The sequence below is a fragment of the Mycobacterium appelbergii genome (assembly GCF_032883035.1).
GTDB classification, from domain to species: domain Bacteria; phylum Actinomycetota; class Actinomycetes; order Mycobacteriales; family Mycobacteriaceae; genus Mycobacterium; species Mycobacterium appelbergii.
The window spans coordinates 129,599-151,648 of the sequence record NZ_JAMQTH010000008.1; the positions used below are offsets into that span (position 1 = coordinate 129,599).

At 66.9% G+C, this 22,050-nt stretch carries 24 protein-coding genes; 17 read left to right on the top strand and 7 right to left on the bottom strand.

From position 1 onward, the window contains the following. Positions 1-5: 5 nt before the first annotated feature. The 7 genes from M1247_RS19515 (at position 6) to M1247_RS19545 (ending at position 5,910) form a co-directional block, all read left to right on the top strand. Positions 6-842 (top strand): GNAT family N-acetyltransferase, encoded by an 837-nt coding sequence (locus M1247_RS19515; RefSeq protein WP_317158036.1) that lies wholly within the window; start codon positions 6-8, stop codon positions 840-842. Further along, positions 839-1,681 carry a lysophospholipid acyltransferase family protein gene (locus M1247_RS19520; RefSeq protein ID WP_317158037.1) on the top strand — a complete coding sequence of 281 codons (843 nt, stop codon included), beginning with the start codon at positions 839-841 and terminating at the stop codon, positions 1,679-1,681. Before M1247_RS19515 ends, M1247_RS19520 begins: the two co-directional genes overlap by 4 nt. Positions 1,682-1,728: 47 nt before the next feature. Further along, on the top strand, positions 1,729-2,952 hold the full coding sequence (locus M1247_RS19525) for a cysteine desulfurase family protein (RefSeq protein WP_317158038.1): 1,224 nt from the start codon (positions 1,729-1,731) through the stop codon (positions 2,950-2,952). Further along, positions 2,952-4,022, top strand: a complete 1,071-nt coding sequence (gene mnmA, locus M1247_RS19530; RefSeq protein ID WP_317158039.1) for a tRNA 2-thiouridine(34) synthase MnmA — start codon at positions 2,952-2,954, stop codon at positions 4,020-4,022. Before M1247_RS19525 ends, mnmA begins: the two co-directional genes overlap by 1 nt. After that, complete coding sequence (locus M1247_RS19535; protein WP_317158040.1) at positions 4,019-5,026, top strand: uroporphyrinogen decarboxylase/cobalamine-independent methonine synthase family protein; 1,008 nt, start codon at positions 4,019-4,021, stop codon at positions 5,024-5,026. Before mnmA ends, M1247_RS19535 begins: the two co-directional genes overlap by 4 nt. Before the next feature lie 69 nt (positions 5,027-5,095). Then, positions 5,096-5,590, top strand: coding sequence for an SRPBCC family protein (locus M1247_RS19540; protein WP_317158041.1), 495 nt, complete (start codon positions 5,096-5,098; stop codon positions 5,588-5,590). Further along, on the top strand, positions 5,587-5,910 hold the full coding sequence (locus tag M1247_RS19545; RefSeq protein ID WP_317158042.1) for an ArsR/SmtB family transcription factor: 324 nt from the start codon (positions 5,587-5,589) through the stop codon (positions 5,908-5,910). Before M1247_RS19540 ends, M1247_RS19545 begins: the two co-directional genes overlap by 4 nt. Positions 5,911-5,989: 79 nt before the next feature. Here the strand turns inward: M1247_RS19545 and M1247_RS19550 are convergent, their stop codons facing one another. After that, positions 5,990-6,397 (bottom strand): MmcQ/YjbR family DNA-binding protein, encoded by a 408-nt coding sequence (locus M1247_RS19550; protein ID WP_317158043.1) that lies wholly within the window; start codon positions 6,395-6,397, stop codon positions 5,990-5,992. Positions 6,398-6,474: 77 nt separating this feature from the next. Here M1247_RS19550 and ligA point away from each other — a divergent pair, with 77 nt between their 5' ends. Next, entirely contained in the window at positions 6,475-8,589 is a 2,115-nt protein-coding gene (gene ligA / locus M1247_RS19555) for an NAD-dependent DNA ligase LigA (protein WP_458695238.1), read from the top strand. 4 nt (positions 8,590-8,593) lie between these two features. Here ligA and M1247_RS19560 read toward each other — a convergent pair whose 3' ends face one another. Genes M1247_RS19560 through M1247_RS19580 form a run of 5 tightly spaced genes read right to left on the bottom strand, consistent with a single transcriptional unit; the run spans position 8,594 to position 12,190 of the window. Continuing rightward, positions 8,594-10,150, bottom strand: coding sequence for a polyamine aminopropyltransferase (locus M1247_RS19560; RefSeq protein ID WP_317158044.1), 1,557 nt, complete (start codon positions 10,148-10,150; stop codon positions 8,594-8,596). Continuing rightward, on the bottom strand, positions 10,147-10,617 hold the full coding sequence (locus M1247_RS19565) for a DUF350 domain-containing protein (protein ID WP_317158045.1): 471 nt from the start codon (positions 10,615-10,617) through the stop codon (positions 10,147-10,149). The genes M1247_RS19560 and M1247_RS19565 overlap by 4 nt, the downstream gene beginning before the upstream one ends. A 22-nt stretch (positions 10,618-10,639) precedes the next feature. Continuing rightward, entirely contained in the window at positions 10,640-11,071 is a 432-nt protein-coding gene (locus tag M1247_RS19570) for a DUF4247 domain-containing protein (RefSeq protein WP_317158046.1), read from the bottom strand. Next, positions 11,068-11,571, bottom strand: a complete 504-nt coding sequence (locus M1247_RS19575; protein WP_317158047.1) for a DUF2617 family protein — start codon at positions 11,569-11,571, stop codon at positions 11,068-11,070. Before M1247_RS19575 ends, M1247_RS19570 begins: the two co-directional genes overlap by 4 nt. A gap of 7 nt (positions 11,572-11,578) precedes the next feature. Beyond that, positions 11,579-12,190 carry a DUF4178 domain-containing protein gene (locus M1247_RS19580; RefSeq protein WP_317158048.1) on the bottom strand — a complete coding sequence of 204 codons (612 nt, stop codon included), beginning with the start codon at positions 12,188-12,190 and terminating at the stop codon, positions 11,579-11,581. 332 nt (positions 12,191-12,522) lie between these two features. Here M1247_RS19580 and M1247_RS19585 point away from each other — a divergent pair, with 332 nt between their 5' ends. The 7 genes from M1247_RS19585 to M1247_RS19615 are packed head-to-tail and all read left to right on the top strand — an operon-like array spanning position 12,523 to position 19,451. Continuing rightward, positions 12,523-13,734, top strand: a complete 1,212-nt coding sequence (locus tag M1247_RS19585) for a hypothetical protein (RefSeq protein WP_317158049.1) — start codon at positions 12,523-12,525, stop codon at positions 13,732-13,734. A 55-nt stretch (positions 13,735-13,789) separates the two neighbouring features. Beyond that, a complete protein-coding gene (locus M1247_RS19590; RefSeq protein WP_317158050.1) occupies positions 13,790-14,794 on the top strand; it encodes an AAA family ATPase in 1,005 nt (334 codons plus the stop codon). A 6-nt stretch (positions 14,795-14,800) separates the two neighbouring features. Continuing rightward, complete coding sequence (locus tag M1247_RS19595) at positions 14,801-15,676, top strand: DUF58 domain-containing protein (protein ID WP_317158051.1); 876 nt, start codon at positions 14,801-14,803, stop codon at positions 15,674-15,676. Then, entirely contained in the window at positions 15,663-16,139 is a 477-nt protein-coding gene (locus M1247_RS19600) for a hypothetical protein (RefSeq protein WP_317158052.1), read from the top strand. Before M1247_RS19595 ends, M1247_RS19600 begins: the two co-directional genes overlap by 14 nt. Next, positions 16,130-17,221, top strand: coding sequence for a hypothetical protein (locus M1247_RS19605; protein ID WP_317158053.1), 1,092 nt, complete (start codon positions 16,130-16,132; stop codon positions 17,219-17,221). The genes M1247_RS19600 and M1247_RS19605 overlap by 10 nt, the downstream gene beginning before the upstream one ends. Next, positions 17,218-18,285, top strand: a complete 1,068-nt coding sequence (locus tag M1247_RS19610; protein ID WP_317158054.1) for a vWA domain-containing protein — start codon at positions 17,218-17,220, stop codon at positions 18,283-18,285. The genes M1247_RS19605 and M1247_RS19610 overlap by 4 nt, the downstream gene beginning before the upstream one ends. After that, positions 18,282-19,451, top strand: a complete 1,170-nt coding sequence (locus M1247_RS19615) for a hypothetical protein (protein ID WP_317158055.1) — start codon at positions 18,282-18,284, stop codon at positions 19,449-19,451. The genes M1247_RS19610 and M1247_RS19615 overlap by 4 nt, the downstream gene beginning before the upstream one ends. Before the next feature lie 7 nt (positions 19,452-19,458). Here the strand turns inward: M1247_RS19615 and M1247_RS19620 are convergent, their stop codons facing one another. Next, on the bottom strand, positions 19,459-20,127 hold the full coding sequence (locus M1247_RS19620; protein WP_458695239.1) for an ACT domain-containing protein: 669 nt from the start codon (positions 20,125-20,127) through the stop codon (positions 19,459-19,461). A 116-nt stretch (positions 20,128-20,243) separates the two neighbouring features. On the opposite strand from M1247_RS19620, the gene gatC reads away from it, so the two are divergent. Together gatC and gatA are read left to right on the top strand one after the other, a co-directional pair. Then, positions 20,244-20,543, top strand: a complete 300-nt coding sequence (gene gatC / locus M1247_RS19625) for an Asp-tRNA(Asn)/Glu-tRNA(Gln) amidotransferase subunit GatC (protein WP_317158057.1) — start codon at positions 20,244-20,246, stop codon at positions 20,541-20,543. Beyond that, on the top strand, positions 20,540-22,021 hold the full coding sequence (gene gatA, locus M1247_RS19630; protein WP_317158058.1) for an Asp-tRNA(Asn)/Glu-tRNA(Gln) amidotransferase subunit GatA: 1,482 nt from the start codon (positions 20,540-20,542) through the stop codon (positions 22,019-22,021). Before gatC ends, gatA begins: the two co-directional genes overlap by 4 nt. Positions 22,022-22,050: the final 29 nt, after the last annotated feature.

The following is a 22,050-nucleotide window of genomic DNA, read 5'->3' on the forward strand; positions in this document are numbered from 1 at the left end:
AGACTATGAGCACTTCAGCTGTTCTCATCGCCGCAGATCGCCCAACGCCGTCGGCGGAGACGCCGCGTTACTCACTGGTGCTTTCCACCGACTCAGAGCTCATCGACGCCGCCCAGCGGCTCCGTCAGGACGTATTCACCGCCGAACCCGGTTTCGAGCTGTCCGGCACCGTGGACGGCCGCGACGCTGACCACTTCGACCAATACTGCGATCACCTGCTGGTCCGTGACGAGGATTCCGGTGAACTGGTCGGCTGCTACCGGATGCTGCCGCCGCCCGGTGCCATCGCCGCCGGAGGGCTCTACACGGCCACCGAGTTCGACGTCCGCGGCCTCGACCCGCTGCGTCCCTCGCTGGTCGAGATGGGTCGCGCGGTGGTACGTGCCGACCACCGCAACGGTGCCGTGGTCCTGCTGATGTGGGCGGGCATCCTGGCCTACCTGGACCGCTGTGGTTACGACTACGTCGCCGGTTGCGTATCGGTGCCGGTGGCAGGCGATGCCGACGGACCGCCGGGCACCCGGATCCGTGGGGTGCGCGACTTCGTGCGACGCAGGCACGCCGCGCCCGCTGAATACACCGTGCACCCGTACCGGCCGGTGGTGCTCGACGGGAAGAGCCTGGACAACATCGACCCGCCGTCGCGCACCACGGTGCCACCGTTGATGCGCGGTTATCTGAGGCTGGGGGCGCAGGTCTGCGGTGACCCGGCCCACGACCCGGATTTCGGCGTCGGCGACTTCCCGGCCCTGCTCGACAAGCGCCGGGCCGATACCCGCTACCTGAAACGCCTGCGGTCGGTGTCGGCGGCAACCGGCCTGGCTGACGGGATGTCGGCATGACCAGCCGGGGCTGCGACCACTCCTGGTTGCCGCGGGCCTCGTGTGACGCCGGCTGCGTCCAGGTCGGCAGCGCTGACACGGGCCGGCGGGCCGTGGTCTGGATCCGCACCACGGTGCGGGTGGCGATGGCGATTCTCCTGGCGCCCGGCGTACCGCTGCTCGCGGTGCCGCTTCCGGGCCGCACGCACATCCAGCGGTTCTACTGCCGGCTCATGTTGCGCTGCCTTGGCGTGCGGATCAGCGTGGCCGGTGGTCCGATCCGCAACCTGCAGGGTGTCCTGGTGGTCAGCGGCCACGTGTCCTGGCTGGACATCTTCTCCATCGGCGCGGTGCTGCCGGGCTCGTTCGTGGCCCGCGCCGACCTCGTCGAATGGCCCGCGCTCGGCAGGCTCGCCCGCATCATGAAGGTCATTCCGATCGACCGGGGCAGCCTGCGCCGGCTTCCGGCGGTGGTGGGCGCCGTGGCCGATCGGTTGAGTGCCGGGCACACCGTCGTCGCCTTCCCGGAGGGCACCACCTGGTGTGGCCTGGAGTACGGGCCGTTCCGGCCGGCGATGTTCCAGGCCGCCATCGATGCGGCCCGACCCGTACAGCCGCTGCGACTGGCCTATCGGCACCGCGACGGACGCCCGTCGACCGTTCCGGCGTTCGTCGGGGAGGACACGTTACTGCGGTCGGTACGGCGGGTGATCACCGCCCGACGCACCGTCTGCCACGTGCATGTCGGCTCGCTGCAACTGCCCGGCGATGACCGCCGTGATCTGGCGCTGCGCTGCGAAGCGGCCGTGCGGAGGCCACAGCCACAGCCGAGCGGAGCCGCGCACGTTCTGGTGGCCTGAGCGGGTGGTCGGGCCGGTGGCCGGACGGCGGCTATTCTGGATGAGCTATGACCGCCATCCCGACCGCGTCCTCAGGCGGGCAGGTCTACCTCGATCACGCCGCCACCACCCCGATGCATCCCGCCGCCATCGAGGCGATGACCGCCGCGCTGGCCAGCGTGGGTAATGCATCCTCGCTGCACGGTTCCGGGCGCCTGGCCCGCCGCCGGATGGAGGAGGCGCGCGAGTCGCTGGCCCAGTTGCTCGGAGCGCGGCCGTCGGAGGTCGTGTTCACTGCAGGCGGCACCGAGAGCGACAACCTCGCGGTTAAGGGCATCTACTGGGCCCGCCGTGACGCCGATCCGAAGCGGCGCCGGATCGTCACCACCGCGGTCGAACACCACGCGGTGCTCGACGCCGTGCAGTGGCTGGTCGATCACGAGCACGCCGAGGTGACCTGGCTGCCGGTCGATGCCGACGGTGCGGTCGCCCCCGATGCGCTGCGCGAGGTACTGGCCGCCCACCACGAGCTCGGTGACATCGCGCTGGTCACGATCATGTGGGCCAACAACGAGGTCGGCACGATCATGCCGATCGCCGATCTGGCCGCCGTCGCCGCCGAATTCGACGTTCCGATGCACAGCGACGCGATCCAGGCTGTCGGCCAGATCCCGGTCGATTTCACCGCCAGCGGACTGGCCGCGATGAGCGTGGCCGCACACAAGTTCGGCGGTCCGGCCGGTGTCGGTGCGCTGCTGCTTCGCCGCGACACCGCATGCGTCCCGTTGCTGCACGGGGGCGGACAGGAACGCGACGTCCGGTCCGGCACACCGGATGTGGCAGGCGTGGTCGCGATGGCCACGGCGGCGCGGGTGGCCATCGAAGGAATGACCGTCAACAGTGCCCGGGTGCAGGCCTTGCGGGACCGGCTGATCGACGGCGTGCTGGCGGCCATCGACGACGCCGACCTCAACGGCGCCCGTGGCAACGCCCGACTTCCCGGTAACACCCACTTCACTTTCCGTGGCTGCGAAGGTGATTCGTTGTTGATGCTGCTTGACGCCAAGGGTGTCGAGTGCTCGACGGGATCGGCCTGTACCGCAGGGGTGGCGCAGCCGTCCCACGTGCTGATCGCGATGGGCGCCGACCCGGCCAACGCACGTGGGTCATTGCGACTGTCGTTGGGCCACACCAGTACCGGTGCAGATGTTGACAGGGCGCTGGAGGTGCTGCCTGCCGCGGTAGACCGGGCCAGGCAGGCAGCGTTGGCGAGCGCGGGCACGGTGAAGTGATGCGGGTACTGGTCGCAATGAGCGGTGGGGTCGACTCCTCGGTGGCTGCCGCCCGGATGGTCGACGCCGGTCACGATGTCGTCGGAGTACACCTGGCGCTGTCCTCCGCGCCTGGGACGCTACGCACCGGATCACGGGGGTGCTGCTCCAAGGAAGACGCCGGGGATGCGCGCCGGGTCGCCGACATTCTCGACATCCCGTTCTACGTATGGGATTTCGCGGACCGATTCAAAGACGACGTGATCGACGACTTCGTCGAGTCCTACGCCCGCGGTGAAACCCCGAATCCCTGTGTCCGGTGCAACGAGCGCATCAAGTTCTCGGCCCTGGCGGCCAGGGCGCTGGCGCTGGGCTTCGATGCAGTCGCCACCGGCCACTACGCCCGGCTTTCGGACGGGCGGCTGCGCCGCGCTGTCGACGCGGACAAGGATCAGTCCTACGTCCTGGGTGTGCTGACCGCCGAACAGCTGCGCCACGCGATGTTCCCGATCGGCGATACGCCCAAGCCGCAGATCCGCGAAGAAGCTGCGCGTCGCGGTCTGGCGGTCGCGGAGAAGCCCGACAGTCACGACATCTGCTTCATTCCCTCCGGTGACACCCAGGCGTTCCTGGGGGCCCGCATCGGCGTGCGGCGCGGCGCCGTGGTCGATCCCAGCGGCGTGGTGCTCGCCGAGCACGAGGGCGTGCACGGCTTCACGATCGGTCAGCGCAAGGGCCTCGGCATCGCCGGGCCGGGCGCTGACGGTCGGCCCAGGTACGTCACGGCCATCGATGCGGACAGCGGCACCGTCCGGGTGGGCCCGGTGGAGGATCTCGAAATATGGGAATTGACCGGGGAGAAACCAGTTTTCACCAGCGGTTCGGCCCCCGAGGGTCCGGTGGAGTGCCAGGTGCAGGTGCGCGCCCACGGTGGTATCGCCGATGTGGTGGCCGAACTGCGTGACGGGCACCTTGCCGTGACGCTGCGCACCCCGCTGCGTGGGGTTGCGCCCGGCCAGACCCTGGTGTTGTACCGGCCCGATCCGGCCGGTGACGAGGTCATCGCCAGCGCCACCATCGCACGCGCGTGAGTGTTTTCGCCGGAGCCACCGGTGTCGGATCATGGCCGGGTACGGCGGCGCGCGAGGCGGCGGAAGTCGTCGTCGGCGAGCTGCACACGCTGACCCATCTCGTCGAGCTGCCGGCCCGGGGGATCGGTGCGGACATGATCGGACGCGCAGGTGCGCTGCTGGTCGACATCGGCATCGACACGGTGCCACGTGGGTACCGCATCGCGTCGGGGCGCAGTGCCGCGACGCGGCGTGCCGTGAGCCTGCTCGGCGAGGACATCGATGCACTCGAGGAAGCCTGGGAGCGGGCCGGGCTGCGAGGCAGCGGGCGCGTGGTGAAGGTACAGGCGCCCGGACCCGTCACCCTGGCCGCGCACCTGGAGATGACCGGCGGTCATCGCGCCATCACCGACCGCGGTGCGTTGCGTGACCTGTCGGCCTCACTGGCGGAGGGCCTGAAAGTGCACCGTGCGGAGCTGGCCCGCCGGCTCGACACTCCGGTGGTGCTCCAACTCGACGAACCGACTCTGCCCGCCGCGCTGGCCGGACGATTGACCGGCGTGACGGGCGTGACGCCGGTGCATCCGGTCGACGAACCGTTGGCGATGAGCCTGCTGGACCAGTGCACCGCGGCCGCGTCCGAGGTGGTGCTGCACAGCTGCGCGCCGGAGCTGCCGTGGAAGGGTCTGTTGCGCAGTGCGATTCAGGCGATTTCTGTGGACGTCTCGACATTGACGGTCGCGGATCTGGACGGGATCGGTGAGTTCGTCGAATCCGGCCGGACCGTGCTGCTCGGCGTCGTGCCGACGACGGCGCCTGCGCGTAGCCCCTCGGTCGAAGAGATCGCCAAGGCAGCGGTGTCGGTGACCGACCGGCTGGGTTTCGCCCGGTCGGTGCTGCGGGAGCGGATCGGCATCACGCCGGCCTGTGGCCTTGCCGGCGCCACACCGGAGTGGGCGCGCACCGCTGTCGAGCTGGCGCAGCGGGTCGCCGACGTGTTCGCCGAGGATCCGGACGCATTCTGAGAGAAGCAACCAAAAGGTTGCGCTTGAGCCGATTCAGTTCTAAGCTGAGGAGCAACTGAAAGGTTGCATATGAGTTCTGATCGGATTGAGAAGGAAGTTCTGCTGCGCGCACCGCTGGACCGGGTGTGGCGGGCAATAAGCAATGCCGAGGAGTTCGGGCGGTGGTTCGGAGTCCGCTTCGACGGACCGTTCGTGCCCGGCGCCTCGCTGTCCGGCGTGATGACGCCGACCGAGGTCGACGCCGAGGTGGCCGCGTCCCAGGAGCCGTACGCAGGCGAGGCCGACACGTGGCACATCGTCGCTGTCGAGGCGCCGCACCGATTGTCATTCCGCTGGCATCCGTACGCCGTGGAACCCGGCGTCGACTATTCGGCCGAACCCACGACGCTGGTCGAGTTCACGCTGATCGAGCAGGCCGACGGGGTGCTGCTGAAGATCGTCGAGTCCGGATTCGACGCCATCCCCGCGGATCGACGTGTCTCGGCCTTCGAATCCAACAGCGAGGGCTGGGCCGCCCAGACCGAACTGGTGCGCAAGTATCTCGCGCAGGACGCACCGGTGTGACCGTCACCGTCGACGAGCGTGCCCCACTGTTCGATGCGCTTGGAGATCCCAACCGGTTACGGATCGTCATCCGGCTCTGCGATGACGGACCTAGCTCGACTGCGCAACTGACGCAGGTCATTTCGGCTTCACGACAGGCGGCGACCAAGCACTTGCTGCTGATGGAGGCGGTGGGGCTGGTGAGCAGTCGACGACAGGGCCGGGAAAGGATCTGGCGCATCGAACCCGAGCCACTGGCCGAGGCCAGCGACTACCTGACCACGCTGTCGCGTCGTTGGGACCGGGCCATCGACCGCTTGCGTGCCTACGTCGAGGATTAGGCGCGTCCGCGTGCGTAACGCCAGGGCGCTGTCATCGCGACAGAATCGCCCTGGCGTTACGCACGCGGTAGCCCGCCGGTCAATTACCGGCTTCGTCGAGTTGCCTGATGAGCTTGCGTGGCGCGACCAACCGGAATGAGGCGTCGACGAGTTCGCGCACCTCGTCCCAGTCCACGTTCGCGGCAGTGAAATCCAGGCCCAGCCAGCCGAAGGGCCCCACGTAGGCCGGAAAGAAGAACCGGCTGTCCTGCTCGAGCGACCTGCGGTCACTGTCGTCGACTTTGATGAGCAGGGAATGCGGGTACGCGGTCATCTCCCCGCGCGTTTCGGTCTTGGCATTGCCGCCGTACATGGCGAACATCTTCGGCGCGCAGAACACCGGCCTGCCCCATGACACTTTCTCGAAGGCTTCGGGAAAGCCGAGTGTGATAGCGCGGAGCTCTGCCAGGCCCTGGTCGTCATCGCGGAACATGATCGGGTGAGGCATGGAGTCAAGGTTAGCGGCCGCACTGAACGCCTGATGAGGGGTCGAAGCGTGTCGGCCGCCTCGGCTAACCTGCCAGAGTGAGCGCAAAGTCGAGCGGAGATCCCGAAGCGGTGCTACCCGAGCAGCCCGACGCTGACCTGCGGCGACGTTGGCAGGAACTCGCTGACGACGTGCGGGCACATCAGTTCCGCTACTACGTCAAAGACGCGCCGGTCATCTCAGATGCCCAGTTCGACACGCTGCTGCGGGAACTGCAGGCACTCGAGGAATCCCATCCCGAACTCCGCACTCCCGATTCGCCCACCCAGCTCGTCGGCGGCGCGGGCTTTGCCACCGATTTCGCCCCGGCTGAGCATCTGGAACGAATGTTGTCGCTGGACAACGTGTTCGACTCCGACGAGTTGACGGCCTGGGCCGCGCGGATTCGCGGCGAGACCGGCGGCACCGCCCACTACCTGTGCGAGTTGAAGATCGACGGTGTCGCGCTGGCACTCGTCTACCGGAACGGCCGTCTGGTGCGGGCGGCCACCCGTGGTGACGGGCGCATGGGTGAGGACGTCACGCTCAATGCCCGCACCATCGAGGACATCCCGGAGCAACTGAGTGGATCCGACGAGTTCCCGGTGCCTGACGTGCTCGAAGTGCGCGGCGAGGTGTTCTTCCGGGTCGCCGATTTCGAGGACCTCAACGCCGGACTGGTTGCCGAAGGAAAACCGCCGTTCGCCAATCCGCGCAACAGCGCGGCCGGGTCGTTGCGGCAGAAGAACCCTGCCGTCACCGCACGCCGCAAATTGCGGATGATCTGTCACGGCCTGGGGCGGATGGAAGCTCCCGACGGGTTCGCGTTCAAAACGCTGCACGACGCATACCTGGCGCTGGGGGCGTGGGGGTTGCCGGTGTCGCAACACACCACCAGGGTTTCCGGTGTCGACGAGGTCGCCGAGCGGATTGCGTACTGGGGCGAACACCGACATGACGTCGAACACGAAATCGATGGTCTGGTGGTCAAAGTCGACGAGGTGGCACTGCAGCGGCGGCTGGGGTCGACGTCTCGCGCGCCGCGCTGGGCAGTGGCCTACAAATACCCGCCTGAGGAGGCCACCACCAAGCTGCTCGATATCCGGGTCAGCGTGGGACGGACCGGTCGGGTCACCCCGTTCGCGTACATGGAGCCGGTCAAGGTGGCGGGCTCGACCGTGGGGCTGGCCACGCTGCACAACGCCACCGAGGTCAAGCGCAAGGGCGTGTTGATCGGTGACACCGTGGTGATCCGGAAGGCCGGGGATGTCATCCCCGAAGTGCTGGGCCCGGTGGTCGATCTGCGCGACGGATCCGAGCGTGAATTCGTCATGCCCACAGCATGTCCCGAATGCGGCACCACGCTCGCACCGAGCAAGGAGGGCGACGCCGACATCCGCTGCCCCAACACCCGCAGTTGCCCGGCGCAGCTGCGGGAGCGGGTGTTTCACGTCGCCGGGCGCGGTGCGTTCGACATCGAGGGCCTGGGCTACGAGGCAGGGACGGCGCTGCTGCAGCACGGTGTCATCGCCGACGAGGGCGACCTGTTCACCCTCACCGCCGAGGACCTGCTGCGTACCGATCTGTTCACCACCAAGGCCGGCGAACTGTCGGCCAACGGGAAACGCCTGCTGGCCAACCTCGACAAGGCCAAGGCACAACCGTTGTGGCGCGTCCTGGTCGCGTTGTCCATCCGACACGTCGGGCCGACCGCTGCGCGTGCCCTGGCCACCGAGTTCGCCAGCCTGGACGCCATTGTCGCGGCCTCCGAGGAGCAGCTGGCCGCGGTGGAAGGCGTGGGCCCGACCATCGCTGCCGCGGTCGTCGAATGGTTCACCGTCGACTGGCACCGGGCCATCGTGGACAAGTGGCGCGCGGCCGGAGTGCGAATGGCCGACGAGCGGGACAGCAGCATCGAGCGCACCTTGGAGGGACTGTCGATCGTGGTCACCGGATCGCTGCCCCGGTTCTCCCGCGATGAGGCCAAAGAGGCCATCATCGCCCGCGGCGGCAAGGCCGCCAGTTCGGTGTCGAAGAAAACGGCCTACGTGGTGGCCGGAGATGCACCCGGATCCAAGTACGACAAAGCCGTGGAACTCGGTGTGCCGATCCTCGACGAGGACGGCTTCCGGCGGTTGTTGGCCGACGGCCCGCCCCCGCCTGCCGAAGAGTGAATCGTCAGCGGTAACCCAGCCGCATGTCTTCCACGATGAGCGGATGGGTCAGTGTCGAGGGTGTCATCGGGCGTGGTCCGATATCGGGGGAGAACACTGTCGCCGCGTCTAGCACCTGTTGATCGAGAAACCGCAGCGGGGGAGTGTCGGACGGCAGCGTCGGAGTCGGAGGCGTCGCCCCGCGGCGGGCCAGCGCGAAACCCCAGTCGCCGAACGTCGGCACATGCACGTGGTACGGAGTGACGGCGAATCCGGCGGATTCGATGGTGGAAACGTTGCGCCAGAACGCGTTCAGCGTGGAGAACGGGCTACCGGCCTGTACCACCATCAGTCCATCGGGGGCCAGTGCGCGCGTGACCAGCGCATAGAATTCGGTCGAATACAGCCGCCCGAGCACCGGGGTGTCGGGGTCGGGCAGATCGACGATGACCGCGTCGAAACCACCCGCAGGCACCGCCTCGGGCCGTCGCAACCATGTCATCGCGTCGTCGACCACAACCTGCACGCGTGGATCGTCGAGTGAGTCGTTGTTGATGTCGCGCAGCGTCGTGCGAGCCAGCTCAACGACTGCCGGGTCCAACTCGACCTGAACGATGTTGTCGATTGCGGGCTGCCGCAGCAGTTCCCGGGCGGCCAGGCCGTCACCGCCGCCGAGAATCAGCACAGAGTGTGCGCCCTCGCCCAGCGCCGGATACACCAGACTTTCTGTGTAGCGGAACTCGTCGCGGGTGGAGAACTGCAGTGCCCCATCGAGATACAGCCGGGTATCGGTGCCGCGGCGGGTCACCACGATCTCCTGGTAGGGCGACCGTTCATAAGCGACGATCGGATCGGCGTAGAGCCGTTGGCGGGTGGTCGTCTCGACGTCGTCGGCGACAATCAGGAGCGTGACCAGCAGCCCGAGCGCGCCGGCCAGCACGCACAGCGCCGTGGTCAGCTCCCGACCACTGACGATTTTGCGCAGCAGGAACAGCGAAACCACTGCAGCGGCAACGAGGTTGATGACACCGGTGGCCGCCGCGCCCCGGATCATGCCGAGCTGGGGCAGCAGCAGAAAGGGCCACAACAGGCCACCGACGAGTGCGCCCAGGTAGTCCGCGGCGTTGAGGTTGGCCAGCACACGGCCCGCATCGGCCGCACCGGCTGTGCGGCCCCGCTGTAGCAGCGTCATCAGCAACGGAACCTCGGCGCCCACCAGGGCGCCGATCAGGGCCGTCCCGATGACCAGCACCCACAGCGAACCACCGATGAAGGCAAACGTCACATACAGCGCCGCCGCTGACAGGCCGCCGATGATCCCCAGCACCGTCTCGACGGCGATGAAAGTGATGGCTGCCCGTCCCAGCAGCGGTTTGATCAGCAGGGCGCCGGCACCCAGGGCGGCGACGTATCCGGCCACGATCAATGAAGTGGCGACGATCCCGCCGCCGTGCAAGCTGGTCGAGAGGGTCAGCAGTGCCAGTTCGTAAACGATTCCGCAGGCCGCGCACGCAGCGACGGCGGCGAGTAGTAGGGCCCGCCAGCGTGTCGTGTACTCAGACGTGGTGTCGGCCGCCGTCATGACAGCGCGGCTGCGTTGACCCCTCCCACGGCCAGCAGTGCGACGGCGGTGGCGATCGCCGCGGGGTGCAGGGTCTCGGCGGTGATGAGGTCCCGGAATCGTCCCGGTACCACCATCTCCAGTATCACCAGCGCGATGCCCTGCAGCACGACACCGATGAGACCGTAGACCGCGGCATCGATCAGGCCCTGCCCCAACGAGTCCGAACTCGCGACGATCGCGGTGATCACCACCGCGGCCACTGCCGCATACATCGCGGACGCGACCGCGACGGCATTCGGGCGATGCTCGACGAACACCAGGCGACGCAGATCACCGGGGGTGAGCACATCGACCATCAGAAATCCCACGACCAGCACCGCGATACCGACCCCGAAATAGAGCACGGAGGCCACCACGTTCTGGGCGAGGTGGTCGGGGCTGATGTTGCCGAACTCGATTGCCAGGTATTGCGTTGTCTCGGTCATCTGAGTCGTCTCCTTTGACATGTCACTTTGCGTCGCCGCCCGGGCCGCCGGGACTGCCGCCAGAGCCACCGGCAGGTGATCCCGGGGTGAAGCCGGGCCCCAGGAAGATGTAGGAACCTCCGCTGTAGCCCGCGGCGAGGTCCTCGATCTTGATGCTGCAGGGCCGGGGGCTGTCCGCGCCCACGGTGACGATGTAGTCGTCATAGCGCAGATATTCGATGCCACGATCGGTGGCGCGCGCGTCGGGCGCCTTCTCGGCGACCAGTTTGTCGGCCACCGCCGACGGTGGTCCGTTGCAGACGTAGCGGGTGCCGCGCGCATCGGAGGAGTATTCCGTGTAGTTCTTGGCGACGTAAGAGCGCACGTTGGCCAGCTGGGATATCCCGATGAGCAGAAACAGGACTCCGCCGACGGCCAGCGCCCCTGCCAGCAGGAAGTATTGGTTGCGGGTCACGGCTGCCACCTGCTCGTCGTCCTGACCACCGTTCCACCACCGGTGTGGGGATACAGATGCCAAGTGCGCCAACGCCATCCGGAGCTGTACGGCCGGGCGGCAAGCACGGTCAGTGCGGCGTCGTCACCGGGGAACGCACCTCCGAACCAGTCCGGCTCGGTGGCGCAGCGTTCCCGCAGCTCTGCGGCCAGCGTCCGGAATTCGGCGTCATCGAGTCCGGTGGTCTGCGACCGCAGGCGGTATCCGGGGTGGTCGGCACGTTCGGGAAGGTCGGTGCCCCCGGGTTGCACGGTGCAGGAAATCTCTTCGGAGAAGCGGCCTTCCGCGTGATCGACGGTGATGACGTGTGAGGCGCCGAGAACCCCGAGGGTCAGCACGCCGCCGTGCGGGTGCTGGAGGCTGCAGCTGGCCAGCGGCGGCGGTGCCGGCGCATTGAGCGCCAGGCGCAGTGCCGCACCGGACACGTCGGCCGGCGATACGGCGAGTTCGAACAGGGGCACCGAATACCTACGCGGTCGCGGGCGGGGCGGGGTACACCGTGAGCTCACCCGGGAGCACCGTGCGACCGACCGACACCTCCCAGGCCATGTTGGGCCCCCACTGTTCGAACCCCAGGTACGCCGTCTCATCGGAATTGGCGTAGTCGACATAGGCCATGTCGCCGGCAGGCGGCAGCCCGGTGGTGCCTTCGGTGGTGTACGAGGCATGGCCGCGCTCGGTTTCGCGGTACAGCACGTCGTCGAGGGTGTGGTCGCCGCCCGGTTGCAGCGTCAATCCCTGACGGCGATTCCACATCGCCAGCTCGAGCCTGCCCTCGTCTTCCTCGACGCTGAACCAGACCGGGTCACCGGAACCACCTTCCAAAAGGTGCTCCCACCATACGAACGGTCCCTCACTCAGCGTGACCGATCCGCGCACCACATAATCGATTCCGCCGTGGCTGACGATGGCCCCCGGCCCCAATTGACGCGGACCGAAGGTCGGCATCTCGGCGAACCTGAGCGGATCTTGGCGCGCGGCGGGCGCATCGGTTTTGCGAGGCCGACGCAACGCGATGATGAAGACCACCACCGCCGCGATCAGCAGTATTACCGCGAGCACAATCAGCAGCGTTCCCACGCAAAGCCTTTCGTGTGGTGTTGGTGCGACCGGTCGATCTGTGGATCGCTGGACAGATGACTACACGGTAACAGCAGGTAGCGGTCGCGGACCCGGCGCTTTCTGGTGTCGGGCCTCGATGGGGCGCCATCGCGATGACGTTGCTGAGATGCGCCTCCCGCGATATCTCCGCCGATCCTCGGGTGTGACAAATTGGTGTCACCGCAAGGCGCAATCGCTGGTTAGAATGCCTCGAAGCGACGGAGCGTCCGAGGCTCTTCTGTGCGCTGAAATCGGGTGGCGAGAAGTGGGGGTTTGCCGGTGGGCCGCGAACCACGGTTGGGAGTTCTGCTGTGACGAATTGGCCAGGCGGCGAGGGCTACGGCGGTCCCAGCCCTATCGGCAACCCGGGCGGCCAGGGGGGTACCAATCCGCCCGGCGGCTGGGGCGCATCCCAGCCTGCGCCGCAACAACCGCCCACCTGGGGACCGCCCCACCAGCAACAACCTCCGGAATGGGGGCAGCAGGGCCAACCGGGCTGGCCGCAGCAGCCACCACCCCCATTCGGCCCGCAGTTCGGCGGCGGTGCCCCGCCTCCCGGCGGTCCGCGGCGTAATCGCAAGGCGCTGTTCGTCACCATCGGCGCCGGCGCGGCGGTGCTGCTGGTGATCGTGTTGATCGCGGTGTTCGCGTTGGCCGGTCGTGGCGAGGGCGGGGGATCCAGTGACTCCGCGGGCGCGACGGTGCAGGGCTACCTTGAGGCGCTCGCCAAGGGCGATGCGGAGGAGGCATTGAGTTTCGGCTCGGACCAGCCGGCGTCGAAGGAACTGCTCACCGACGAAATCCTCAAGTCGCAGATCGAAAAGATGCCGATCTCCAACATCCGAATTCTGGGCGACGATTCGTCCAACGGCATCGGTTACGCGCAGGTGCACGTGACCGCGAACTTCGGTGATCAGGTATCGGATACCACCTTCATGATGAAGAAGGCGGGCAACAAGTGGAAGCTCGATTCCGCTGCGGTGCGCCTGGATTTCTCGCGCCAGGGCACCAACAAGGCGGCCGGCACGATGACGGCCTTCGGAAAGCCGGTGGGAAAGTCGGTGGCCTACGTGTTTCCCGGCTACGTGGAATGGGGTTCGAACAACAAGAACCTGTCGGTGGACGGTAAGCCGATTCTGTTGGATTCGCTGACGGGATATTCGGGGCTTTCCACGACGCCCAAGTTCGACCTGAGCGATTCTGCGCACGCAGCGATCGTGGCGAGTGTCAAAGGCCGGTTGGACGAGTGCGCACGGTCGCGGGCGCTGTCACCTCCGGGGTGCCCGCAGCATCTCTTCGAGTACGGCGCGGTTGACGGCACGGTCGAGTGGCAGGCACCCAACGCCGACGACGCCCAGATCACGTTCTCGGACTATTCGATGTCGGCCCGCGTCACGATGTCAGGCAGCTTCGGCTATTCGGTGCAGGGCCGCGACGGCGCACGTGTCACCGGAAGCGATACGGCCACGATCTACGGAGACGCCGACCTCAACCAAACTCCTCCGACGATCGCGTGGAGTTGAGCCTCACCCCGCGCCGCACATACGGCGCGGTGACCCACGTACCGAGAGTGAGTGCATGACGACAGCCGCGCGTGTTCAGCCCAACCAGCACGAGATGGAGGGCGCCCATCGCATCGTCAACGCGATATCGCAGGTCTTCTCCAGCAAGGTTGTCGGACAGGAGAATCTCCGCGAGTCCCTGTTGATCGGTTTGCTCACCGGCGGCCACATCCTGCTGGAAAGTGTTCCCGGCCTCGCGAAGACGACGGCGGCGCGGGTGATCGCCGATTCGATTTCGGGTGGCTTCCAACGCATTCAGTGCACACCGGACCTGTTGCCCAGTGACATCATCGGCACGCAGATCTACGACTCGTCGTCAGGCCAGTTCGTCACCCAACTGGGCCCTGTGCACACCAACATCGTCCTCCTCGACGAAATCAACCGCTCCAGCGCAAAGACCCAGAGCGCAATGCTGGAAGCGATGGAGGAACGACAGACCACCATCGCAGGCAAGCTCTACCCGATTCCTGAGCCTTTCGTCGTCATCGCCACCCAGAACCCCGTCGACCAGGAGGGGACGTACCCGCTCTCGGAAGCACAGACCGACAGGTTCATGCTCAAGGAGGTGCTTCGGTACCCCACGCCGCAGGAGGAGGCCGAAGTCATCTTCCGGATCGACGCCGGCGTCTACGACCGCCAGGACAAGCCGAAACCGGTTGTTGCCCTGGAGGATATGCGGCGGCTACAGAACGTGGTCCGTAATGTCCACCTGGATCCGGTGCTGGTGCACTACGCCACCCAGTTGATTCATGTGACCCGCAACCCGCAACAGTTCCTACCGCCCCAACTGGCCAAGCTGGTGCAGTACGGCGCCAGCCCGCGGGCCACGATCGCGTTTTCCAAGGCAGCACGTGCCGTTGCCGTGCTGCAGGGACGCAACCATGTGCTCCCCGACGACATCAAGAAGTTGGCGCACCGGGTACTGCGGCACCGACTGATTCTGGGATTCGAAGCCGCCCGGCTCAATGTCACATCCGAAACCATCATTGACGCGGTGCTGCAGTCAGTTCGAGTGCCCTGAGCCGATATGGGCAAGTACCTCAACCGCGCCAAACAGTATTTCGGTACCGACGCCAGGGGTCTGCTGGAGGGTGGCAGATACTCGCTGCTGCACACCAGGACGCTCGAACTCGACGATCTGCGGCCCTATGTCCCCGGTGACGACGTCCGTGACATCGACTGGAAAGCCACCGCACGGGCCGGTTCCGTACTGATCAAGCGGTTCGTCTCCGAACGCCATCACAAGATCCTGCTGGTAGCCGATGCGGGGCGCAACATGACGGCGCTGACTCCGACCGGTGAGGTGAAACGGGAAGTCGCCACGAACGCCATGGGTGCGATCGGACTGATCGCGACGGGCCGCAGCGATGAGGTCGGCATGGTCTACGGGGACTCGAGGGGATCGGCCAATATCCGCAACCGGCGCGGAGAGACCCACATCGAGAGCATGCTTGAGCACTACTACGGGCATACCGCGGGCGATGTCGGCGCCTCCGACATCGTCGGTCAACTGGAGTATGTCGCGCGCGCCCACCGCCGGCGGCTGTTGCTGATCGTGGTGTCGGATGAGCCCGACGTCACTCCACGCCTCGACGAGGCGCTCAAACAGATTGTCGGGCAACATGAACTGATCTGGCTGATGGTCACAGACATGCCTGCGGTCGGCGCGGATGAGGGTGAGCACGACGGATTCGACGTGGCAACGGGCCGTTTCGTCCTCAACGGCGCCACCCTCGGGCCTCGGGTCGTGGCTGCCTACCGGGCCGCTGAGCAGGCCCGCGCCGCTCAACTGGACAGCTTCCTCACCTCGCACGAGGTCTGCTTCGCCCGGATCGCCAACAGTGCGGAGATCCGCGACCGCATCGTCGAGATCAGCGAGGTTTACAGCGATGCCCGTCGATGACCTGCTGCGGTTCATCGGCGGCCCGTTGCCCTTCTCACCCTGGTGGATCTGGACCGGGTTGCTGCTGATCGGACTGGTCATCGGTTGGTGTGCAGGCGTTTTCATCTGGACGATGTCACCGGCCCGGTTGCGAACCATTCCGGTGATCCGCAACCTGCACAGTTGGTTCGTGCGACACCGGTTCGCCAGGTCGGTGATGCGGACTAATCAGCAGTACCTGGCAGGCACGCTTTCGGCTGCACACGCCGGCGCCGGAATCAGTCGCGTCCTGCGCAGCTTCATCTTCGTGGCCACCGGGGTGCGGGCACAGTACCTGCATGTCGGCGATCTCGCCGAGGGCGAACTGGCCGGGGTCGGACCGTTGTTGAACGCGCTCAACGACGTTCAGTTCAACCGTGGCGGCCGAAACGACATGGTCGCACTCGGGCGGTCCGCAGAGGAGTTGATCCGGTCATGGCACTGAAGTGGTGGCCGATCATTCTCGGCGGCCTGATCGTCCTGGCGATCTGTGTCGCGGCGGCCTCGTTGCTGCCGATGGCCAAGGTGCAGCGCGTGCTTCGGCCCTTGGCGCACGTGGACCGGTTGACGCGGCTGCCCGAGTACGTGCGGGTATACCGGCTCTACTTTCTTGCCGTGATCATCACCGGCGTACTGCTGTTGACCACGTTCGCCGCTGCCCTCATCGCGAGCGCACGCCCCGTCGGAATGTCGACCACCACCAAGGAATTCGAAACCGAACATCCCGAGGACATCATGCTGTGTGTGGGCGAGCCGGTCACCGACCCGAGCACCGCGAACTTCCTGGACTATTACGCACAGCAGGCCAGGTCATTCGACACTCAGCGAATCGGGTTGACCTCCTCTAGCCTTCGGGTCGTTCCGTTGACCCGTGACCACGACTATGCCGCGGATCAGTTCGAGTACTTCGCAAAAATGGCCCGGATTCAACAGGATCTGGACACCAACCGGCCGGTGTCGGAGGCCGACCGCGCGGAACTGCAGGTGGGAATCGAGAAGTTCGCCCAGCCGATCACCTACGTGGACTATGCGCCGAGCGTCGAGGACATCCTGGCGCTGTGCCTGACCGGCTTTCCCTCGTTTGAAGGTAAGAGCACGCACCGGAGATCGTTGACTTACATCGGGTACAGCGCATTCCGGTCACCGACCGAGCAGCGCGCCGCGCTCTACACCGAGCAGGCGATCAAAGACCTGGCGATCGCCGCGGGTGTCCAGGTCAATGTCATCTCGCGATCCGACGTCGCCGAGAGCTCACCGGAGGCCAACAACAGGCTGCAGTCCATCGCCGAATCCACCGGTGGCAGATTCTCGTTGTACAACCCGGCGGGTACTGCGCAAACGGATGCCGGTGCCGACTCCACCTTGAACCGGATCCTCGACGAATTCCGGGACAACCCACCCGAGGTCGTGCTGCCGAGCGGACGATCGGTGACCAGTCAGTCCTGGGATGCACCGCAGTCCGCACTCATCGCCGCGGTCGCAGCGGCGATCCTGCTCTGCGTGTCCTTGGCGGTGCTGCGCCGATGACATTCGACCCGGTAACCGCCCCGGTGCTGTTGATCGTCGTGGCCATCGCATTGATCGCGATCCGCATGGTCGCGCTCTATCGCGTACTGGTCCGCACCGGCACCGGCCAATATCGCACGGTCGTCCTCCGTTGGGCCGGGCTTACGCTGGCCGTGTTGATGCTCGTGTTCGCCGCGACACGGCCCGGATTCGATCTGGACGACAACAGTCCGTCGGAACAGCCCAAGGGGGCGCTGGCGGTGGATCCCAACCTGAACGTTTTCTTCGTGGTCGACCGATCGGTCAATGCGCGGGTGGAGGACTTCGGCGACCGGGAATCACGGATGGCCGGAATCCGCGCTGACGTCGCCTCATTGATCAACGAGTATCCACGCGCCAGATTCGGCGTGATCTCGTTCGCATCCAGTGCCGCGACGGACTGGCCGCTTTCCGACGATGCGTGGAGCCTGGAATCGATGATGCACGGGCTGTCGCCGTACACGTTGGTGGCGCCGGACGCGATGTACCAGGCCGATCCGATCGCGGCGAAAAGTGTGCTGGCAAAACAACTCGAAGACGCCGCCGCACGCTTCCCGGGCTCCAAGAGCCTGGTCTTCTATCTGGGTACCGGCGACGGGGGGAGCCGCGCGGCATCGGGGTCCTTCGACCTTCCCGACGGCGCCGTGACCGGCGGGGCGGTGATGGGTTACGGCACCCCCGCCGGTGGACCGATCCCGCAGGGCTGGATGGGCGGCGCCAAGGTGTACCAGAGCGACCCGGCGACCGGGGCGCCGATGAACTCCACCCTCGACGAGGCGAAGCTGAAGCAGATCGCCACGGATCTCGATGTTCCCTACTTTCATCGGGAAGCCGGCCAGTCGATCACGGCAGCACTGCCTGCGGTGGATCTGAGCACCGAGGCGTCCGACGAAGCGGACGCGCTGAAGGCCTCGAAATTCGTCGAACGCCAGGAGCTGTACTGGGTGTTCACCCTGCTGGCTGCGATCCTCGTGCTCGTCGAGATCGCCCTGACGATTCGTGAATTCCGGCGGAACCGCATGTCGCGCAAGGACATGGCGTCATGATGCTGAGGAAGGCTCCCGGCGCGGCAGTCGGCGAGGTGGCGCGACGGGTGATGGCGTGGTACCGGTCGGGGCCATCGCGGCTGCGCTTGCGGCGGCGCCTGTACCTGTTCTCCGCGCCGCTGATCATCGTGTTGCTCGCGGCTGCGGTGAAGATGATCAGCGTCGTGGTGGCGGGGAACTGGGCGGCGACGGACTTCGATCGCCACGACATCGCCGCGCTACGCGACGACATCTCGATCCTGGAGACCTTCAACGTGATCGACCCGACCAAAACCTCGTTCGCCGGCGGTGATCTGATGGTTCTCGAAGGTCGGTTGACCGATGCCGAATCCCGCTTTCGAGAATCGCTGTCGCGCACAGATGCCGCCGCATCGTGTCCGGTCCGGGTGAACCTTGAGCTCGTGCAGGAAACCCTGGGTGACATCGCAACCCGAGGCAACGACAAGGAAGCGGCCGAAAAGTGGTACACCACCGCGATCGCGGTGGTGACCGAAGCACCCGGGCAGTGCTTCGAAGGCAACGACGACGCCAATGCCGACCGCTCGGCGATCCGCGCCGAGGCGTTGCCCCGCCTTGAGGAGAAGCTGCGGAATCTGCGTCGGCCGCCCGCGCCGTCGCCCCCTCCGCCGCCTCCGTTCACCCCGCCGCCTCCGCCGACCTCACTGACCCCGACATCGGGCCCACCGCTGCCCGGTTTGGGAGGAGGGGCCCCGTCGCCGTCCCCGGATGCCTCTCGGTCGGAGGGCGGTGAGTCCCCGGATGGTGCACCGTCGCAGGGTGAATCGCCAGGTGCGGCGCCGTCGCCCTCGCCGGGCGAGCCGGGTGAGGCCTCGGACGGTGCGGGTGCCGGACAGACCCCCGGCGCTGCTCCGCCTCCCGGCCCCGGGCCGAACATGCCATCGGCGCAAGCGCCGGAACCCACGATGACGCCCGGCCCGGGCCCGAACATGCCTGCGCCACCGACGTCCGCCGGCGGTGACAACCCGATCGTCGGCCCTGAGGGCGGCGGCCCCGATGTGCTCAATCCGATCAGCCCGGACCGGCTGCCCAGTGCAGGAGGCGGCCGTGCCCCGGGTCAGCAGCTGGGGGTCGGCAGGGGGGACCCGCTGGATCGGTTGAAGATTCTGTTGGACAACGCCAACGCGCACGGCGAGAACCGGGAGTGACGCGGGCTCAGCGCAGCAGGGTCGCCACGATCCCGGCCAAGTAGCCCAATCGTGCGACCTCCGAGGGCCGGAACAGTGGACCACCGGGTCGGCCGAGCATGACCGCCGTGTCGTGTGCACCCAACGGCGCCGCCGCCAGCGCGGTCCCCATATCGCGCCACACCGTGGGTACCCATTCCGCGGTGGCGTCTAGCGCCACAGCGGTTTCCAGCGGTAGCCACGGCGCCGACTCGGCCTGCGTTTCGGGCGCACCGTAACTGCCTGCCAGCCGTTGGGCGCCGGCATCGGTGGAACGGACCACGGTGCACCAGCCGACCCGCAGCACGCGCGGAGCTTCCTCGGCAAGCACCTGCAACCGGGCGGCCTTCGAACCGGCGGCGGCGATGTGGTCGACCAGCTCGAGTTCCCGGTGCGCTTCCAGCAGGCCGGTGTGCGGCCGGATGCTGTCGACGTAGACACCCGACAGGTTTTCGGCCGCGGTGATCAGGGTGTCCGGCATGGCTCCGGCGGGCAGGTCGACGACAAGATCGTCGATCGCGTAACCCGTACCGCGTTCCACGACGTCGAGGGAGAGGATGTCCGCGCCCACCGTGCCGAGCGCCACCGCGAGGGAGCCGAGGCTGCCCGGCCGATCCTCCAACTGGACGCGCAACAGATACGAAGGCACGCGCAACACTGTTGCACAGGATCGGTCCGTGGGCAGTGCGGGTGTACCGCCGTATCGATTCCCCGGTCGCTTCGCTCCTGCCCGCCGAGATCCCCGATTTGGTGCCTTGACTAGGCTGCTTTGTCGTGTCGCAAATCTCCCGAGATGAGGTTGCCCACCTGGCGCGTCTGGCCAGGTTGGCCCTGACAGATAACGAGCTGGACAGTTTCGCGGGCCAGCTGGACGCCATCCTTGGCCACGTCGGCCAGATTCAGTCTGTCGACGTGACCGGTGTCGAACCGACGGACAACCCACTGAAAGACGTCAATGTCAGCAGGCCTGACATCGTTGCGCCGTGCCTGAGCCAGGAGGAAGCGCTGGCCGCGGCGCCGAATTCGGTTGACGGGCGGTTCGCGGTGCCGCGGATCCTGGGAGAGGCCGAATGAGCGAGTTGATCCGCCGCGATGCGGCCACCCTCGGCGCCCAGATCGCAGCCAAGGAAGTGTCCTCGACCGAGGTCACCCAGGCACACCTGGATCAGATCGGTGCGACAGACGATCGCTTCCACGCGTTCTTGCACGTGGCGGGTGAGGCCGCGCTCGCCGAGGCCGCCCGGATCGACGCTGCCGTCGCCGCCGGTGAGCGACTGCCCTCACCGCTGGCCGGGGTGCCGCTGGCGCTCAAGGACGTGTTCACCACCACCGACATGCCGACCACCTGCGGATCGAAGATCCTGGAGGGCTGGCGCTCGCCGTACGACTCGACCGTCACCGCGAAGCTGCGGGCGGCCGGAATCCCGATCCTCGGCAAGACCAACATGGACGAATTCGCCATGGGCAGCTCGACGGAGAACTCGGCATACGGGCCGACCCGCAATCCGTGGAACACCGAACGGGTGCCCGGCGGATCAGGCGGTGGCAGTGCGGCCGCGCTGGCGGCCTACCAGGCGCCTCTGGCGATGGGCTCGGACACCGGGGGCTCGATCCGCCAGCCTGCCGCGCTGACCGCGACTGTCGGCGTCAAACCGACCTACGGCACGGTGAGCCGGTACGGGCTGATCGCGTGTGCATCGTCGCTCGATCAGGGCGGTCCGTGTGCGCGCACCGTGCTCGACACGGCCCTACTGCATCAGGTGATCGCCGGACACGACCCACGCGATTCCACCTCCGTGGACGCCGCGGTGCCCGATGTGGTGGGTGCGGCCCGCGCAGGTGCCGAGGGCGATCTCAAGGGTGTGCGGGTCGGTGTGGTCAAGCAGCTGCGCGGCGAGGGCTACCAGCCCGGGGTGTTGGACTCGTTCAACACGGCCGTCGAGCAGCTCACCGCACTCGGGGCCGATGTCACCGAGGTGGACTGCCCGAATTTCGACCACGCGATGGCGGCCTACTACCTGATCCTCCCGTCGGAGGTATCGAGCAACCTTGCGCGTTTCGACGCGATGCGTTTCGGTCTGCGCGTCGGGGACGACGGCACGCACAGCGCCGAGGAAGTGATGGCACTGACGCGCGCCGCCGGATTCGGCCCGGAAGTCAAGCGCCGCATCATGATCGGCACCTATGCGTTGTCCGCCGGATACTACGACGCTTACTACAACCAGGCGCAGAAGGTGCGTACCCTGATCGCCCGCGATCTGGATCGCGCCTATGAGAACGTCGACGTGCTGGTGTCGCCTGCCACGCCGACCACCGCGTTCGCACTGGGGGAGAAGGTCGACGACCCGCTGGCGATGTACCTGTTCGACCTGTGCACATTGCCGCTGAACCTGGCCGGTCACTGCGGTATGTCAGTGCCGTCGGGACTCTCGCCCGACGACGGGTTGCCGGTCGGCCTGCAGATCATGGCCCCGGCGTTGGCCGACGATCGCCTCTACCGGGTGGGTGCGGCATACGAAGCCGCACGCGGGCCGCTGCCGAGCGCGCTCTGACAGGGCGTCTAGCTCTGTCGAGCTAGTCC

Bases quoted from the DNA above. Each gene is read 5' to 3' on its own strand.
- M1247_RS19560 (WP_317158044.1), bottom strand. From the start codon at position 10,150: ATGACGGCGGCCGACACCACGTCTGAGTACACGACACGCTGGCGGGCC.
- M1247_RS19595 (WP_317158051.1), top strand. From the start codon at position 14,801: ATGGGCAAGTACCTCAACCGCGCCAAACAGTATTTCGGTACCGACGCC.
- mnmA (WP_317158039.1), top strand. From the start codon at position 2,952: ATGCGGGTACTGGTCGCAATGAGCGGTGGGGTCGACTCCTCGGTGGCT.
- M1247_RS19540 (WP_317158041.1), top strand. From the start codon at position 5,096: ATGAGTTCTGATCGGATTGAGAAGGAAGTTCTGCTGCGCGCACCGCTG.
- M1247_RS19600 (WP_317158052.1), top strand. From the start codon at position 15,663: ATGCCCGTCGATGACCTGCTGCGGTTCATCGGCGGCCCGTTGCCCTTC.
- M1247_RS19615 (WP_317158055.1), top strand. From the start codon at position 18,282: ATGATGCTGAGGAAGGCTCCCGGCGCGGCAGTCGGCGAGGTGGCGCGA.
- M1247_RS19525 (WP_317158038.1), top strand. From the start codon at position 1,729: ATGACCGCCATCCCGACCGCGTCCTCAGGCGGGCAGGTCTACCTCGAT.
- M1247_RS19605 (WP_317158053.1), top strand. From the start codon at position 16,130: ATGGCACTGAAGTGGTGGCCGATCATTCTCGGCGGCCTGATCGTCCTG.
- M1247_RS19590 (WP_317158050.1), top strand. From the start codon at position 13,790: ATGACGACAGCCGCGCGTGTTCAGCCCAACCAGCACGAGATGGAGGGC.
- M1247_RS19520 (WP_317158037.1), top strand. From the start codon at position 839: ATGACCAGCCGGGGCTGCGACCACTCCTGGTTGCCGCGGGCCTCGTGT.
- M1247_RS19565 (WP_317158045.1), bottom strand. From the start codon at position 10,617: ATGACCGAGACAACGCAATACCTGGCAATCGAGTTCGGCAACATCAGC.
- M1247_RS19550 (WP_317158043.1), bottom strand. From the start codon at position 6,397: ATGCCTCACCCGATCATGTTCCGCGATGACGACCAGGGCCTGGCAGAG.
- M1247_RS19515 (WP_317158036.1), top strand. From the start codon at position 6: ATGAGCACTTCAGCTGTTCTCATCGCCGCAGATCGCCCAACGCCGTCG.
- gatA (WP_317158058.1), top strand. From the start codon at position 20,540: ATGAGCGAGTTGATCCGCCGCGATGCGGCCACCCTCGGCGCCCAGATC.
- M1247_RS19610 (WP_317158054.1), top strand. From the start codon at position 17,218: ATGACATTCGACCCGGTAACCGCCCCGGTGCTGTTGATCGTCGTGGCC.